This is a genomic window from Mesorhizobium sp., from assembly GCF_017306585.1.
In the GTDB taxonomy this organism is placed as follows: domain Bacteria; phylum Pseudomonadota; class Alphaproteobacteria; order Rhizobiales; family Rhizobiaceae; genus Mesorhizobium.
In genome coordinates, this window is the sequence record NZ_JAFKIC010000284.1 from 1 (window position 1) to 13,156 (window position 13,156).

The window sequence follows — 13,156 nt, forward strand, 5'->3', positions numbered from 1 at the left end:
TCGGCAAGGCCTATTTCGGCTTCACCGACGAGGAGCTGAAGCAGATCGACAAATATGTCCGGGACAACACCGTCGAGCGTTTCGGGCCGGTGCGTTCGGTGCGGGCCAACCGCGACAACGGGCTGGTGCTGGAAGTCGCCTTCGAGGGGCTCAACCGTTCGACCCGCCATAAATCGGGCGTCGCCATGCGCTTCCCCAGGATCTCACGGCTGCGCTGGGACAAGCCGGCCAACGAGGCCGACCGCATCGAGACGCTGCAGGCTTTGCTTCGGGAGAGCTAGGGCAATTCCAGCAAAAGTGCGAAGCGGTTTTGCGTCCGGAATTGCGTAAAAAAACAAAACTTAGAGCGGGTCAGCGATTCTATCAAACGCTGAACCGCTCTAGGGCAATTCCAGCAAAAGCGCGAAGCGGTTTTGCGTTCGGAAATTGCTTCAAAAACAAATCGATAGGGCATTACCGGCGATTCCCGTTTTCGCCGGAAATGCTCTAATCGACGGCCGGCACGGAATGGTGCTCGTGCATGAAGGTCCACTGGCCTGATATCTTGCGCAAACCGATGGTCAGGCGGAAATCAAGATCGCTGGAGCCGGCCTCAGTCACCAGGACGCAGCGCATCAGCGCGAAGGCGAATGCCACGTCGGCGCCCGCCATGACGGTCAGATCGACGATATCGAAGACCGGCGGCTGCGGGGACGCGCCGAAGAACAGCGGCCAGGTTTCGCGGTAGGCGTCGATCCCCCTGCACTGAAGCGGCGGCGGCACGTCGAACATGACGAAGTCGGGCGAATGATGGCGCAGTATCCCATCGATGTCCTTGCGGCGCACCGCGTCGGCCCATTGTTCGATCAGTTCGCGAACCTGTCCGGCGTCATGCGTCTGCGAGGTCGTCATTTCAGCGATGCTCCCACAGCAGGCCCTATTACGGCTCGATCGACACCCTTATCTCGTAGATGTTGACCGCCTTGCCCTGTTTATCGAAATCGGAGTTGATGGCGATGGTTCCGGCCGAGCCCGGATGCTTGTCGGGGAACTGCACATCGAACAGATATTCGTTGCGCTGCTGGCCGACGGCGTAGCGCTTGCGGCCGCAGTCGCCGAGCTCGCCGAAATTGCAGTCGACGGATATCTGCGTGTCCTTGCCGTCCTCGGCGCGGGCGATGATGTCGAACACGGCATGCTTGCCGGCGAGCTTCTCCAGCACGCCCTGCCCGACGTCGAAGGCGATCGCCGAACCGGAGGGGCCGGACTGGATGCGCAGCACCTGCCCAGCGTCGTCCTTCATCACCTCGGCCTTGGCGTCCGACGGCGCGGCAACATGGGTCGGGTCGGCCGGCGAGAACACATTGATCCAGTTGCGGGACTGATCCGTCGCGCCTGGTTTAGCCGGCGCATTGGCGCCGTCGGCGGGGGTAAAGTCGTCGTCAGAGACGGTTGGCGGCGCCTCGGGCGGCGCCGTATTAAGCTGCGCGGCGCTCTTGAACACGCCGGTCTGCACGGCGAAAAACACCCCGATGCCGATCGCCGCCAGCAGCGTCACCGTGAAGAAGATGGCGGTCAGCGGCAGGCGCCGCCCACGAATGCGGCGCTCGTCGCGATCGGGCGCCACTTCGGCCGCGGCACCCGGCGCTGCGGGCATCGCCATGTCGATGGCCGGCGCACCCGGAAGGGTAGCGTCCGGCATGATGTCTGGAACGACCGGCAGCACACGAGAGCGCGGCGCGTCGGATGCAGGCTGCGCCGGTCCGTTGACGGCGACAGCCGGCGATGGGGTCTTCCGGCCGATCTCGACCGCCGGCGCCGCGCCGGACGCCGGTGCGGCCATCGGAACATCGATCTGCGGCGCGATGTCAGGCACCGCCGGCAGGAACTCGGATTCGATTTCGGTGATCTTCTCCTGGATCGCCTTGCGGCGCTTGATGGCGACTTCCACGGTCACACTGGGATTGGCCTGGAGCGCCCGGTCGAGCGCGGCAAAGGCCGACCGATAGACCCTCTCGCGGAACGCGCGGTCCTCGGCATTGCCCTTTTCCAAGGCGTTCCGGATCGCTTTTTCGATCGCGTCCAAGCGGGATCCCTCTGCACACCAGCCCAACTTGCCATGATCGTTAGCCTCAGCCGACCAATCAATCAACGGGCGAGCGCGTCATTCTGCCCTGTCCCGGTGTCCAAAGTCCATTACGGCGGCATTCCGTCAACAAAATCAGCATGTTTTCGTCGATTTTCGCGAGCCGGACGGCATGGGACAGCCGGCTACGCCATCTTCCCGCCGGTCGGGAAAGCCACACCGGCCGGGTTTTGCCGGGTGATACGGCCGCCGGCGCAAGACCTCGCACGATTTGCCAAGTCGCATCTTGAATTCGCGGCCGGTTGAGTCTATCACCCAGCCCATCTTGGAGGCCTCGGCCTCCCGGGCCGCTTTAGCTCAGTTGGTAGAGCACATCATTCGTAATGATGGGGTCGCGTGTTCGAGTCACGCAAGCGGCACCAAATCTTTCAAGAGCTTCAACCGGCTTATGATGCCATCAATCCCGTCGGATTGGTGAGTGAATTTCCGCACCTCGATCCGGGCAACGGTTGCCAAGGTCACTCTCGGCTGTTTTTACCGGAAGTTCTTCCGGACAAGTCCATGATGCGGCAATGCGTGCTGGCGACACTGGAGGCGAATGCCCGATGGCAGGAGACGACGACGATGCGCTCGGCCAGCCGTACAAGCAGCCGTTTTAGGATGCGTTCTCCCTGGTCGTCGTCCAGGTGCTCCGTCGGTTCGTCCAGCAGCACGACCGGCATGGGAGAAAGCCAGGCGCGCGCGAGATTGATGCGTTGCGCCTCCCCCAGCGAAAACTGCTCCTGCCGGATCCAGGCATCCAACCCGCCGGCATCGCGTATGCGGCCATCCATCTCGACGGCCTCCAGCGCGCGCCATAGCGCCGCGTCCGGCATGGCGCCGGCAAAGAGATTGGCGCGGACAGTGTCCTCGATGATGACCGCGTCATGCAGGACGAGTGTGCAGAAAGCTCTCCGCGCGTCCGCCGTCACCATCTGGCCGCCGCTGTCGAATCGGTCCGCGCCGATCCAACCGGCGATCTGCTTGAGCAGGCTGGTCTTTCCCGAGCCGCTAGCGCCCACAAGCACCAGCGGTCGGCCCGCCTTGAGCACGAGTTCCATCGTCGGTCCAAGCGCCCTGCCGTCCGGCGCCCGGCGCTGCAGCGCGTCATGGCACAGCAGGCGCGGCCCCTGCAATTCCTTCGCGGACGGGCCCGTGAAGGCGTTCCGGGTCCACTTGCCGATCTCCGTACGCGCGGCATTGCGGCGAAGCACCGCCACTAGCATGCGCGAGGCGCCGTTCAATGTTTCAGCCAGTGCCAGCCAGGAGAAGCCAAGCAGCATGGGCAGGAGCAACTCCGTCCCTTGACGGCCACCGAACCAGGCTGCGGCCATGACACTTATGCCGGCGAGCGGCCCCAGGGCGGCGCAGAGCGCATCGAGCCGAGCCTGAAGGCGGCGCAGCGCGACGATTTCGGCATCCGCGACCGACAGTGCCGCAAGCGCTTCGGCGCATTCCTGGCGCCAGGCACCTTCTGCCTTGAGTGGGACGGCTGACGCCATGGCACTGCCGAGCCGGCCCGCGCCCACGCGGCGCGATGACCTGACGCGTTTCCATGCCATGGCGCCAGCCCCTGCCATCCTCTTCCCCTCCAGCAGGATGGCCAACACCAGAAGCGCGACCGGCACCAGCGATAGCGGCGCGACCATCGCCGATGCCCCGAGCAGGATGACGAGGCCACAGCCCAGCGTCAGCGCCGGCAAGCCGGCGCGCAGTCTCGCATAGTCCAAATCCTCAACATCATCGAGATAGTCGGCCAGCCGCGCATCGTCTCCGAACTGCCATCCCGCCAGCCGCACATTCAATGCCGCCGCCATGGCCCCGAAGAGTTCGACCCGGTGCGTGACCTGGTCGTTGAGCGCGGCCCTGTGGCCAGCCAGCCTCTCACCATAACGAGCGGCCGTGCGGCTTACTGCGAACAGCCTGATGAGTGCCGCCGGGATATGGAAATTGAAGGTGAAGGCGGCCGTGGAAAGGCCGGCGATCGCCACAGAACCCAGCAGCCAGGCAGAGACGCCTCCCAGCAATATGCCCGAGATGAGCGCGATGAAGGCAAAGAGCGTCGCCAGCCGCCACGATTTGCGGCTGGCGGACCGGACGGGCGCGCTCATGCCGCCACCTCGATGGCATTCGCGGGCGTCAGATCGATGGTCGTATCCGCCACCGCGGCGAGATCGCGGTCGTGCGTGGCCACGATGACCAGACGTGACCGCGAAATGGCAAGCAGCGCGCGCCGAACCGCTTGCGCCGTCTCCTGGTCGAGTTTCGCCGTCGGCTCGTCGGCCAGCACGGTGCCCTCGCCAAGCAGGGCGCGGACAACCGCGATGCGCAGGCGCTGCCCGCCGGACAAATTGGTTCCACCCCTGTCCAGCTTCGTCTCCAGGCCGCCCGGCAGCAGCACGTCGTCGAGCAGGCCGATCGCGCCGGCTGCGTCCTGCAGGTGGTTCTGATCAGGCGTGGCCAGGTTCCAGGAGAGGGCGCTGGCAAGCGTTCCCTCCGGCACATGGCTGTCGGCTGAAACCCAGGAGATTCGGCTGTCCACGGGTTGCCAGGCGTCGAGCGAACCGGTCGTTTCAAGCCCTGCAAGTCTTCGCAGCAAGGTCGACTTCCCCGCGCCGCTCGGGCCGACAATGGCGATGAGCCCTCGCGCGGGCGGTGTGAGGCGCAGGCGATCGAGAACAGGCAGGCTCTTCGCCGTTGGTGGCTCCGCGTCCAGCAACCGGTCAAGCGCCGCGGCCGCGGCAAGACCTTCCGCCTTCGCATGGTATTGTTCGGCGAAACGCCGGAACGGCGCGAAATATTCCGGAGCGATCATCAGGATGAAGAGGCTCTGCCAGAGCGCCAGACTGGAGAAGCCAGGTATCATCGCGAGCTTCAGATGGCCAAGACCCAGGAAGACCGCGAGGATGGCGATCGAAAGCGAAGCAAAGAAATCGATGATGCCGGCATTGACGAAAGCGATGCGCAGCACCCCCATGGTCCTGTCGGCATAGGCTTGCAGCCGGCTCGCCAACTTGGCGTCTTCCTCGGCCGTCGCATGGTTGGCAAGGATCGTCGGCAGCGTGCGGATGCGGTCGGCGAACTGGCTCGCCAACCGCCCGAAGGCGCGCTCCTGCTCGTCGGCACGGCGGCGGATCGCGTCGCCCACCAGTGCGAAGAACACTATCATCACAGGCGTCAGACAGATGACCAGAAGCGCCGCCTGCCAGGAGACGACGAACAGTGCGGCGGCCGCAAGCAGCGGTCCAACCCCCATCATCATGCTGGCCACGCGGTGACCGACGACGAGACCGGCAACCGCCTCCGGGTGACGCTGCATCGAGATGACGACGATGCCGATCGGCAGCGCCTGCAACTGCCGTGCCGGCAGGTTGTCGAGCCGCGCGCCAGCCTGTTCGCGCAACCCCACCGAAACCATGTGCTCGGCTGATGCCTGCGCGGTGTCCGACACGAAGCCGGCGACACAGGCGGCCAGCAGAAATGCAGGCATTGCCGCGACCAGCCATGGGTCGATCGGAGCGCCCATCACCAACCGCCCCCCAGCCATGGCTGCCGACGCCGCAAGGCCGAGGCGCATCGCGATACAGACGGACTGAAGCGCAAGAAGGCGGCCGAGCCAACGCCTGGCCAGTCCGCTGCCCGCTTCAAGTGCCCGGAAGCGCATCGCTGCCGGAAATGCTTGTGCTGATGCGACTGGTGTTTCCATGGACGCCTTGTTGCACGCGGCGAGATGAAGGGAATTGATCCAGATCAAATCGCCCGCATCGGCGATGGGCTACGAACGGGGTATCCAGAAAGGATGCTTCCATGCCCGACTTCCTGCTTGTCGACCTGTCCCGGCTGCAATTCGCGCTGACCGCCCTCTACCATTTCCTGTTCGTTCCGCTGACACTGGGTCTCTCCATCCTGATCGCCATGATGGAGACCGTCTACGTCATGACCCGCCGCACCATCTGGCGCGACATGACGAAATTCTGGGGCGTGCTTTTCGGCATCAACTTCGCCCTCGGCGTCGCCACCGGCATCACCATGGAATTCCAGTTCGGCATGAACTGGGCCTACTATTCCCATTATGTCGGCGACGTGTTCGGCGCGCCTCTCGCCATCGAGGGGCTGATGGCCTTCTTCCTCGAGGCCACTTTCGTCGGGCTGTTCTTCTTCGGGTGGGACAGGCTCTCGGCCAGGGGCCATATGACCGTCACCTGGCTGATGGCGCTCGGCACCAATTTCTCCGCGCTGTGGATCCTGATCGCCAATGGCTGGATGCAGAACCCGGTCGGTTCGGCCTTCAACCCGGACACGATGCGGATGGAAGTCACCGACTTCATGGCCGTGATCTTCAACCCGGTTGCGCAGGCGAAGTTCGTGCACACCGTTTCGGCCGGCTATGTCTGCGCCGCCACCTTCGTGCTGGGTGTGTCGGCCTGGTACCTGCTGCACGGACGCCATGTGCAGCTCGCCAAGCGCTCCTTCGTCATCGCATCGGCCTTCGGCCTGGCCTCGGCGCTTTCCGTCATCGTGCTCGGCGACGAAAGCGGCTACGCGCTGACCGACAACCAGAAAATGAAGCTCGCGGCGATCGAGGCGATGTGGGAGACCGAGCCGGCGCCGGCGCCCTTCACCGCGTTCGGCATCCCGAGCCAGCGCGACCGCGAGACGCATTTCGCGATCCGCATCCCCTGGGTGATGGGCATCATCGGCACACGTTCGGTCGACAAGCAGATCGACGGCATAGACGAGCTCGTCGCCCATGCGGAAACGCGCATCCACAATGGCATGGGTGCTTATGACGCGCTGGAGAAGATCAAGGCGGACCGCAATGACACGGTCGCCCGCGCCGCCTTCGAGGCCAGTTCCAGGGACCTGGGCTACGCGCTGCTGCTCAAGCAATATCTGGCGGATCCCAGACAAGCGAGCGAGCAGCAGATCAAGGACGCGGCCTGGTCGACCGTGCCCTACGTGCCGCTGCTGTTCTTCAGCTTCCGGCTGATGGTCGCCTGCGGCTTTGCGCTGGCCGCGCTCTTCGCGGTTTCCTTGTGGCACACGACGCGGGAGACGGAGGCTCCACGCTGGCTGTTCCGCGCGGCCCTGTTCGCCATGCCTTTGCCGTGGATCGCCATCGAGGTCGGCTGGTTCGTGGCGGAGTTTGGCCGCCAGCCCTGGATCATCGACGGGGTGCTGCCGACGTTTCTCGCCACATCGGAGCTGGGCGTCACGGACCTCCTGCTCACGATCGCCGGCTTCACGCTCGTCTACGGCGTGCTCGCCGTGATCGAAGTCAGGCTGATGCTGGCGGCTATCCGCAAGGGACCCGAAATCGCAAGCGTCATCGACGACCTGCGCCCCAACGCCGACCCGGCGCTGCAACCCGCAGAGTGAACAAGGATCACCGAGATGATCGACTTTCTCTTCGACTACGAAACGCTGCGTGTGATCTGGTGGATTCTGCTCGGAATCCTGTTGATCGGCTTCGCCGCCACCGATGGTTTCGACATGGGGGTCGGCGCGCTGCTGCCCTTCGTCGCCAGGACCGACATCGAGCGGCGCGTGGCGATCAACACGATCGGTCCTGTCTGGGAGGGCAACCAGGTATGGTTCATCCTTGGCGGCGGCGCCATCTTCGCGGCATGGCCGGCGCTCTACGCGGTGAGCTTCTCGGGCTTCTACCTCGCCATGTTCCTGGTTCTGCTGTCGCTGATCATGCGGCCGGTTGCGTTCAAGTACCGTTCGAAACGCCCGGATCCCGTCTGGCGGGCACGCTGGGACTGGGCGCTGTTCATCGGCGGCGCGGTGCCGGCGCTGATCTTCGGCGTCGCCGTCGGCAATACGTTGCAAGGCGTGCCCTTCCATTTCACGCCGGATCTGCGCCCGATCTATGAAGGCAGCCTGTTCGGCCTGCTCAATCCGCTGGCGCTCTATTGCGGCCTGGTGTCCGTGGCCATGCTGGTCACCCACGGCGCCGCCTGGCTCGCCTTCAAGGCGGAAGGCACGGTCGCCGACCGCGCCCGCGCCGTTGGGGCGAGATCGGCGGTGATCACCGCGCTGCTTTTCGCCGGGGGCGGCGTGCTGGTTTGGCTCGGGCTACTTGGCGGCTACCGTGTGTCCTCGCCAGTCGCCTGGGGCGGGCCGTCCAATCCGCTGCTCAAGACGGTCGTCGCTGACAGCGGGGCCTGGCTCGCCAATTTCGAGGCTCATCCGCTGCTTTGGATCGTGCCGGCGCTCGGTGTCGTCGCGCCCCTGCTTGCCGCGCTCGGCTTCCGGGCGAGACGCGAAGGCTGGACCTTCCTCGCCTCCAAGCTCGGCGTGGCCATGATCATCGCAACGGTCGGCATCGCCATGTTCCCGATCCTGCTGCCCTCCAGCAGCAATCCCGGCCATTCGCTCGCGGTCTTCGACGCCTCATCGAGCCGCGCAACCCTTCGCAACATGCTGATCGCCACGGTGATCTTCATGCCGCTCATTCTCGCCTACACCGGCTGGGTCTACCGGGTCCTGTGGGGCAAGGTCGGCGAGAAAAGCGTCGAGAAGGCCGGTTCGTCGGCCTACTGATATCAAAGGAGCTCCGGTCATGTGGTATTTCGCGTGGATCCTCGGCCTTGGCCTTGCCGCCTCCGTCGGCATCCTCAATGCGCTCTGGTACGAACTGCGCACCGTGCGCGAGGAGCCGGCCAAGGACACCGTCGTCCTGCCCACACCCTGACCCTCGCCGCGGCGGAGGACCACCATGAGCGATCCCAGCCCAGGAGTGCTGCGCGCTCCGGCCGATCTGAAGCGCGCCCATGCCCGGATGCTCGCGCTTTGTCACATGCTCGAGGACATCGCCGACGGTCTGCCGGCGCGGGTCGACCCCTTCCGGTGCCTTGCGGTGGCGGCCAATCTCGTGCCGGTGCTGCAGCAGTGCCATCGCTTCGAGGAAGAGATCGTCTTCCCGGCCTTCGCTAGTCTCCAGGACGCAGACCGCATCGTCGCACGGCTCAAGCTCGAACATCTGGAGGACGATTGCGCGGCCGCCGATCTGAGCGAACTGCTGCTTGCCCATGGCCATGGCAGGCCGATCGATAACCCGGAGGCGCTGGGCTACATGCTGCGCGCGCTGTTCGAGCCGATGCGGCGCCACATCGCCTTCGAGCGCGACCACATCCTGCCCGGGATTCTCGGCCGGCACCAGGCTTTAGGCTAGTCCCCTGCGCGCGCGGCCAGGCGCGCAAGATCGTCGATGACGATGTGGCGGTTGTTGTCGATGCGGATGACGTTCTCGCCCCGCAACCGCGTCAACTGGCGGCTCACGGTCTCGATGGTAAGGCCGAGGAAATCCGCGATGTCGGCGCGCGACAGCGGCAGGTCGAAGGCCGCGGCGCGATGCTCGGGCCCGGCCGCAGGATCGATATTGCGCGCGATCATAAGCAGGAAGCTGGCGATCTTCTCGGCGGCGGTCTTGCGCCCAAGCGCCGCCATCCAGTCGCGCGCCTGGTCAAGCTCACGCAGCTTCTGTTCGAGCAGGCGATGCTGGAGGTCCGGCTGCTCCACCATCATCCGCTCCAGCGCCTGGCGCGGGAAAGAGCAAAGCTCGACATCGGTGGCGGCTTGCGCGCTCAATCTGCTCTCGGCCTCGAACGGCCGCCCCAGGAAATCGGGCGCGAATTGCAGGCCGACGATCTGCTGGCGGCCATTGGACAATGTCTTGGTCAGCTTCACCACGCCGGACAGAACATTCGAGAACCGTTCGACATTTCCCCCGTCGCTGACGAGTTCCTTGCCGGCCTCTGCCTTGTGCCGTCTCGTCGACCGGGCGAGCGTTGCAAGCTGCTCGGAATTGAGCGCGCCGCAAACCCCGCGATGCCGCGCCTCGCATGAAGCGCAGAGAACAGGAACGCCTTTGGTGTGAATATCGTCGCGCACGATGGAGCATCTATAGTGTGCGGGCCGCGCATCGGCAACGCGTTACAAACACCAACCGCGATAACGCCCGTAGTGGACGCCATTCTGCTACGTGAGGGCCAACAACCGGCGTCGACTTGGTTGCCGCCAGATTCCATGGTTGGCCCGCAATCAGATATTTGGTGATTTCGACCTGTTCTGATCCCGACGCATGGCGCCGGCAGCCGTGCGATGCCTGGCCTGGCCTCATGCAGGCCCAACCATTCGCCATTGTCGGAAAACCGATTCTGGTATGAAATGGATGGCCTCAGCATGGGAGGTCGAAATGCCCAATACTTTCAAGACCGGAGACGTCGTCAAGCTGAAGTCGGGAGGCCCCAAGATGACGGTCAGCGATGGCGCCGCTTCCGGCATGTATCTGTGCCATTGGTTCAACAAGGATGGCGATGTATGGACCCCGCAGCACGCGGGCTTCAAACCGGATCAACTGGTCGCCGCCGACTGATCGACGGGCTCGCCGCCGTCCGCCGCTGGATGTCGGCCTGGGCTGAATTTGGACGCGCCTCGAATCGCTGGTCTCCCGGGACAGCGGCGAGCGGTCGTCGCCGGCAATCGAAGGCCCGGTGCGGGCGACCGACGGATTTTGCGCGGCACGGCGTTTAACGGTTGAAGCGCGACCATGGCATGGGCCGTGGCGGCGCACCAACCGGAGACGCCTAGCATGATACGCCGTACGATCCTTGCCGCTGCCTTGAGCCTGCTGACCTCCGCGGCGCTGGCCCAGACGGCGACACCACCGCCGGCCACCACGCCACCCGCAGCAACGCCGCCCGCGGCCGCTGCCCCCGCCGCCAAGTCCGAACTCACCCTGGCCAAGTTCCAGAAGCGGCGCGAAAAGGCGATCATGGCCGCCGACACGGATGGCGACGGCAAGATCAGCCTGCAGGAATGGGAGGCCTTCCAGGCCAAGCGCAACGTCAAGGGCGACCCCGCCAAGTCGTTCGCGCGCATCGATACCAACCATGACGGTTTCATCGACAAGGCGGAGCTCGATGCCTTCTTCGCTAAGCGCTTCGCCAAGCTGGACAAGAATGGCGACGGCGTCCTGACGGCCGACGAATTGCCAGGCCACAAATCCGCTCCCAAGCCGGAGCAATGACCAAGAGGCCATGACGCGAGATGACTATCGGGAGTGCGCCAGCCGATGAGCGCCGATCCGGACGAGGAACTGATTCGTCGGGTCGGCGCCGGCGATCCGGCGGCCGTGCAGACACTGGTGGCGCGCAAGCTGCCGCGCATCCTGTCGCTTGCCGTGCGCATGCTGGGCGACGCGGCGGAAGCCGAGGACGTCGCCCAGGAGACCTTCGTGCGCATCTGGCGTCACGCCTCGAGCTGGCGGCGCGGCAATGCGCGCTTCGACACCTGGATCCATCGCGTTACGCTCAATCTTTGCTACGACCGGCTGCGCCGGCGCCGCGAATGGGTGACCGACGATCTGCCGGATGTGGCCGACCCTGCCCCGCTTCCCGATGCAGGCGACGAGACGCAGCGGATCGAGCAGGCCTTGCAGACGATCGCGCCACGCCAGCGCGAGGCCATTGTGCTGGTCTACTATCAGGAGATGTCCAACATCGAGGCGGCCGCGACGCTCGAGATCAGCGTCGATGCGTTGGAGAGCCTGCTGTCGCGCGGTCGTCGCGCGCTGCAGATGATCCTGGCCAAGGACGGCGTCCATGACTGAGAAGAGCATCAGCATCGGTACCGTAGTTTCATCGCGCCTTGCGGGCGTCCGGTGGAGACCGGTCCGTGGCGCGTTCAACCCGCGTGGGCACGCGGCAACAAGGGGCAAGGGGGAAACAAATGGCTGAAGACATCGAGGACGGCCCGGCAATGGATGCCAAGCGTTTCGCGGCGCTCGCCGAGGCTTTTGGCGGCGACCCGCGCCGCTGGCCGCAAGCCGAGCGCGCGGCGGCAGAGGCTTTTGCCTCCAGCGAGACGGGCCAGGCGATTTCGCGCCACGCCGGCAAGCTTGACGCCCTGCTTGATAGTTACCGTGTCCGGCCCCCCAGCAAGGCGCTGTATGGCAGCATCTTGCGTGGCGCCGACCGGCACCTCGTCCAGCGCCGGCGTCAGCGGTTCTGGTGGCTGGGGCTGGGGTTGGCCGGCATTGGCCTGGCCGGCGCGATTGCCGGCCTGACCCTGGTGACCGTCGTGACGCCCGAAGCCCAGTCCGAGCACTATGTGCTCGATGCCAATGCGACAGCGTTCGGCGATGCCGGTCCTGAAGCCGAAAATGGCGAGGAAAGCCTATGAGCACGCGCTGGGTCCGTGGTCTGGTCGTCGCTTCGGTCGTCCTGAATGTGTTTCTTGCCGGCGCGTTGGCGAGCGGGGCCGTCTGGCTGAAACATGCCCGGACAGGTGCCGGCTATTCGCTGGAGACGGCCGGCGGCCGGCTTCCGGAGCAGGATCGCAAGGCGTTCCGCCAGGCGCTGCGCCAGGTACGCATGGAGTCCCGCCAGCTTATTCTGGATGGCCAGCAGGCGAGGCAGGAGGCCGCGGACCTGCTGCAGCAACCTGTCGTGGACAAGGCCGCCCTGGCCGCCGCGCTGGAACGGGCGCGCAACGCCGACGTAACCGTGCGGACGCGGCTGGAACAGGCCATCGTCGACTTCGCGGCGAATACATCGCCGGAGAACCGGAGCGTGCTCGCATCGGCGCTGATACGCCATGTCGAACGCCGTGCCGCCGCCGCGCCAAAAAAATCGCCGTGACGGCCGACGGAAAAGACTGGCTACGGCGTTTAACCAGAAGAAGGGCAGGATCTACCGGGCCGCCGGGTCCGGGCAGGTTTTCAACCTCTAGAACACTCGGAGCATGAACATGTTGCATCTGACAAAATACGCGATCACCGCCGCTCTCGCGGTGACCGGAACGGTCGCGACAGCCGCGGCGTCCTCGGCGATGCCGATGGTCCCGCTTGCCCAGCCGGCCGCCCCGGCCCTGGTCGAGCATGTGGCCTGGGGCTGCGGGCCGGGCTGGCATCCGAACTACTGGGGCCGCTGCGTTCCCTACCGCGTGGTCGTCTATCCGCGTTACTACTGGGGCGGCCCAGGCTACTATTATGGCTGGCATCCGCACCACTACTGGCACCGCTGGCGCCACTGGTAAGCGTGT

General features: G+C 65.2%; 15 protein-coding genes, 1 tRNA gene and 1 pseudogene. 12 read left to right on the forward strand and 5 right to left on the reverse strand.

Annotated elements, in window-relative coordinates:
- A pseudogene (locus J0I79_RS32495) lies at nt 1–281 on the forward strand (ATP-dependent DNA ligase); the annotation flags it as partial.
- 205 nt (nt 282–486) lie between these two features.
- Here J0I79_RS32495 and J0I79_RS32500 read toward each other — a convergent pair.
- Together J0I79_RS32500 and J0I79_RS32505 are read right to left on the reverse strand one after the other, a co-directional pair.
- Entirely contained in the window at nt 487–891 is a 405-nt protein-coding gene (locus tag J0I79_RS32500; RefSeq protein WP_292869449.1) for a nuclear transport factor 2 family protein, read from the reverse strand.
- 28 nt (nt 892–919) lie between these two features.
- Nucleotides 920–2,065 carry a hypothetical protein gene (locus tag J0I79_RS32505; RefSeq protein WP_292869452.1) on the reverse strand — a complete coding sequence of 382 codons (1,146 nt, stop codon included), beginning with the start codon at nt 2,063–2,065 and terminating at the stop codon, nt 920–922.
- Nucleotides 2,066–2,411: 346 nt separating this feature from the next.
- On the opposite strand from J0I79_RS32505, the gene J0I79_RS32510 reads away from it, so the two are divergent.
- A tRNA-Thr gene (locus J0I79_RS32510) sits at nt 2,412–2,487 on the forward strand.
- Between the two features lie 96 nt (nt 2,488–2,583).
- Here J0I79_RS32510 and J0I79_RS32515 read toward each other — a convergent pair.
- Nucleotides 2,584–4,215: an ATP-binding cassette domain-containing protein gene (locus J0I79_RS32515; protein WP_292869455.1), complete on the reverse strand. Its 1,632-nt coding sequence runs from the start codon at nt 4,213–4,215 to the stop codon at nt 2,584–2,586.
- On the reverse strand, nt 4,212–5,630 hold the full coding sequence (locus J0I79_RS32520) for an ATP-binding cassette domain-containing protein (RefSeq protein ID WP_292869458.1): 1,419 nt from the start codon (nt 5,628–5,630) through the stop codon (nt 4,212–4,214). Before J0I79_RS32520 ends, J0I79_RS32515 begins: the two co-directional genes overlap by 4 nt.
- Nucleotides 5,631–5,911: 281 nt before the next feature.
- Between J0I79_RS32520 and J0I79_RS32525 the strand changes: the two genes are divergently transcribed.
- From J0I79_RS32525 to J0I79_RS32540, 4 genes are read left to right on the forward strand one after another with little or no spacing between them, the layout of a single operon-like run.
- Complete coding sequence (locus J0I79_RS32525) at nt 5,912–7,483, forward strand: cytochrome ubiquinol oxidase subunit I (RefSeq protein WP_292869461.1); 1,572 nt, start codon at nt 5,912–5,914, stop codon at nt 7,481–7,483.
- A gap of 15 nt (nt 7,484–7,498) precedes the next feature.
- Entirely contained in the window at nt 7,499–8,653 is a 1,155-nt protein-coding gene (gene cydB / locus J0I79_RS32530) for a cytochrome d ubiquinol oxidase subunit II (RefSeq protein ID WP_292869464.1), read from the forward strand.
- 19 nt (nt 8,654–8,672) lie between these two features.
- The gene (gene cydX, locus J0I79_RS32535; protein ID WP_292869467.1) at nt 8,673–8,804 is read left to right on the forward strand and encodes a cytochrome bd-I oxidase subunit CydX; all 132 of its coding nucleotides are present in this window, start codon (nt 8,673–8,675) and stop codon (nt 8,802–8,804) included.
- 24 nt (nt 8,805–8,828) lie between these two features.
- On the forward strand, nt 8,829–9,284 hold the full coding sequence (locus tag J0I79_RS32540) for a hemerythrin domain-containing protein (protein WP_292869470.1): 456 nt from the start codon (nt 8,829–8,831) through the stop codon (nt 9,282–9,284).
- On the opposite strand, the gene J0I79_RS32545 is transcribed toward J0I79_RS32540, so the two are convergent.
- A complete protein-coding gene (locus J0I79_RS32545) occupies nt 9,281–10,003 on the reverse strand; it encodes a Crp/Fnr family transcriptional regulator (RefSeq protein WP_366015646.1) in 723 nt (240 codons plus the stop codon). The two genes, J0I79_RS32540 and J0I79_RS32545, sit on opposite strands and share 4 nt — an antisense overlap.
- Before the next feature lie 304 nt (nt 10,004–10,307).
- Between J0I79_RS32545 and J0I79_RS32550 the strand changes: the two genes are divergently transcribed.
- The 6 genes from J0I79_RS32550 (at nt 10,308) to J0I79_RS32575 (ending at nt 13,150) form a co-directional block, all read left to right on the forward strand.
- Complete coding sequence (locus J0I79_RS32550; RefSeq protein WP_292869473.1) at nt 10,308–10,487, forward strand: DUF2158 domain-containing protein; 180 nt, start codon at nt 10,308–10,310, stop codon at nt 10,485–10,487.
- 216 nt (nt 10,488–10,703) lie between these two features.
- Nucleotides 10,704–11,141 (forward strand): acid-shock protein, encoded by a 438-nt coding sequence (locus tag J0I79_RS32555; protein WP_292869476.1) that lies wholly within the window; start codon nt 10,704–10,706, stop codon nt 11,139–11,141.
- Nucleotides 11,142–11,186: 45 nt separating this feature from the next.
- Nucleotides 11,187–11,723 carry an RNA polymerase sigma factor gene (locus tag J0I79_RS32560; protein ID WP_292869479.1) on the forward strand — a complete coding sequence of 179 codons (537 nt, stop codon included), beginning with the start codon at nt 11,187–11,189 and terminating at the stop codon, nt 11,721–11,723.
- 119 nt (nt 11,724–11,842) lie between these two features.
- Nucleotides 11,843–12,295 (forward strand): hypothetical protein, encoded by a 453-nt coding sequence (locus J0I79_RS32565; RefSeq protein WP_292869482.1) that lies wholly within the window; start codon nt 11,843–11,845, stop codon nt 12,293–12,295.
- On the forward strand, nt 12,292–12,753 hold the full coding sequence (locus tag J0I79_RS32570; RefSeq protein ID WP_292869485.1) for a periplasmic heavy metal sensor: 462 nt from the start codon (nt 12,292–12,294) through the stop codon (nt 12,751–12,753). Before J0I79_RS32565 ends, J0I79_RS32570 begins: the two co-directional genes overlap by 4 nt.
- 109 nt (nt 12,754–12,862) lie before the next feature.
- Complete coding sequence (locus J0I79_RS32575; protein ID WP_292869488.1) at nt 12,863–13,150, forward strand: hypothetical protein; 288 nt, start codon at nt 12,863–12,865, stop codon at nt 13,148–13,150.
- The last annotated feature ends 6 nt before the right edge of the window (nt 13,151–13,156 follow it).

What these genes read in the sequence shown, in the direction of transcription:
- J0I79_RS32500 (WP_292869449.1), bottom strand. Translation starts at nt 891, where the DNA reads ATGACGACCTCGCAGACGCATGACGCCGGACAGGTTCGCGAACTGATC.
- J0I79_RS32515 (WP_292869455.1), bottom strand. Translation starts at nt 4,215, where the DNA reads ATGAGCGCGCCCGTCCGGTCCGCCAGCCGCAAATCGTGGCGGCTGGCG.
- J0I79_RS32520 (WP_292869458.1), bottom strand. Translation starts at nt 5,630, where the DNA reads ATGGGCGCTCCGATCGACCCATGGCTGGTCGCGGCAATGCCTGCATTT.
- J0I79_RS32525 (WP_292869461.1), top strand. Translation starts at nt 5,912, where the DNA reads ATGCCCGACTTCCTGCTTGTCGACCTGTCCCGGCTGCAATTCGCGCTG.
- cydB (WP_292869464.1), top strand. Translation starts at nt 7,499, where the DNA reads ATGATCGACTTTCTCTTCGACTACGAAACGCTGCGTGTGATCTGGTGG.
- cydX (WP_292869467.1), top strand. Translation starts at nt 8,673, where the DNA reads ATGTGGTATTTCGCGTGGATCCTCGGCCTTGGCCTTGCCGCCTCCGTC.
- J0I79_RS32540 (WP_292869470.1), top strand. Translation starts at nt 8,829, where the DNA reads ATGAGCGATCCCAGCCCAGGAGTGCTGCGCGCTCCGGCCGATCTGAAG.
- J0I79_RS32550 (WP_292869473.1), top strand. Translation starts at nt 10,308, where the DNA reads ATGCCCAATACTTTCAAGACCGGAGACGTCGTCAAGCTGAAGTCGGGA.
- J0I79_RS32555 (WP_292869476.1), top strand. Translation starts at nt 10,704, where the DNA reads ATGATACGCCGTACGATCCTTGCCGCTGCCTTGAGCCTGCTGACCTCC.
- J0I79_RS32560 (WP_292869479.1), top strand. Translation starts at nt 11,187, where the DNA reads ATGAGCGCCGATCCGGACGAGGAACTGATTCGTCGGGTCGGCGCCGGC.
- J0I79_RS32565 (WP_292869482.1), top strand. Translation starts at nt 11,843, where the DNA reads ATGGCTGAAGACATCGAGGACGGCCCGGCAATGGATGCCAAGCGTTTC.
- J0I79_RS32570 (WP_292869485.1), top strand. Translation starts at nt 12,292, where the DNA reads ATGAGCACGCGCTGGGTCCGTGGTCTGGTCGTCGCTTCGGTCGTCCTG.
- J0I79_RS32575 (WP_292869488.1), top strand. Translation starts at nt 12,863, where the DNA reads ATGTTGCATCTGACAAAATACGCGATCACCGCCGCTCTCGCGGTGACC.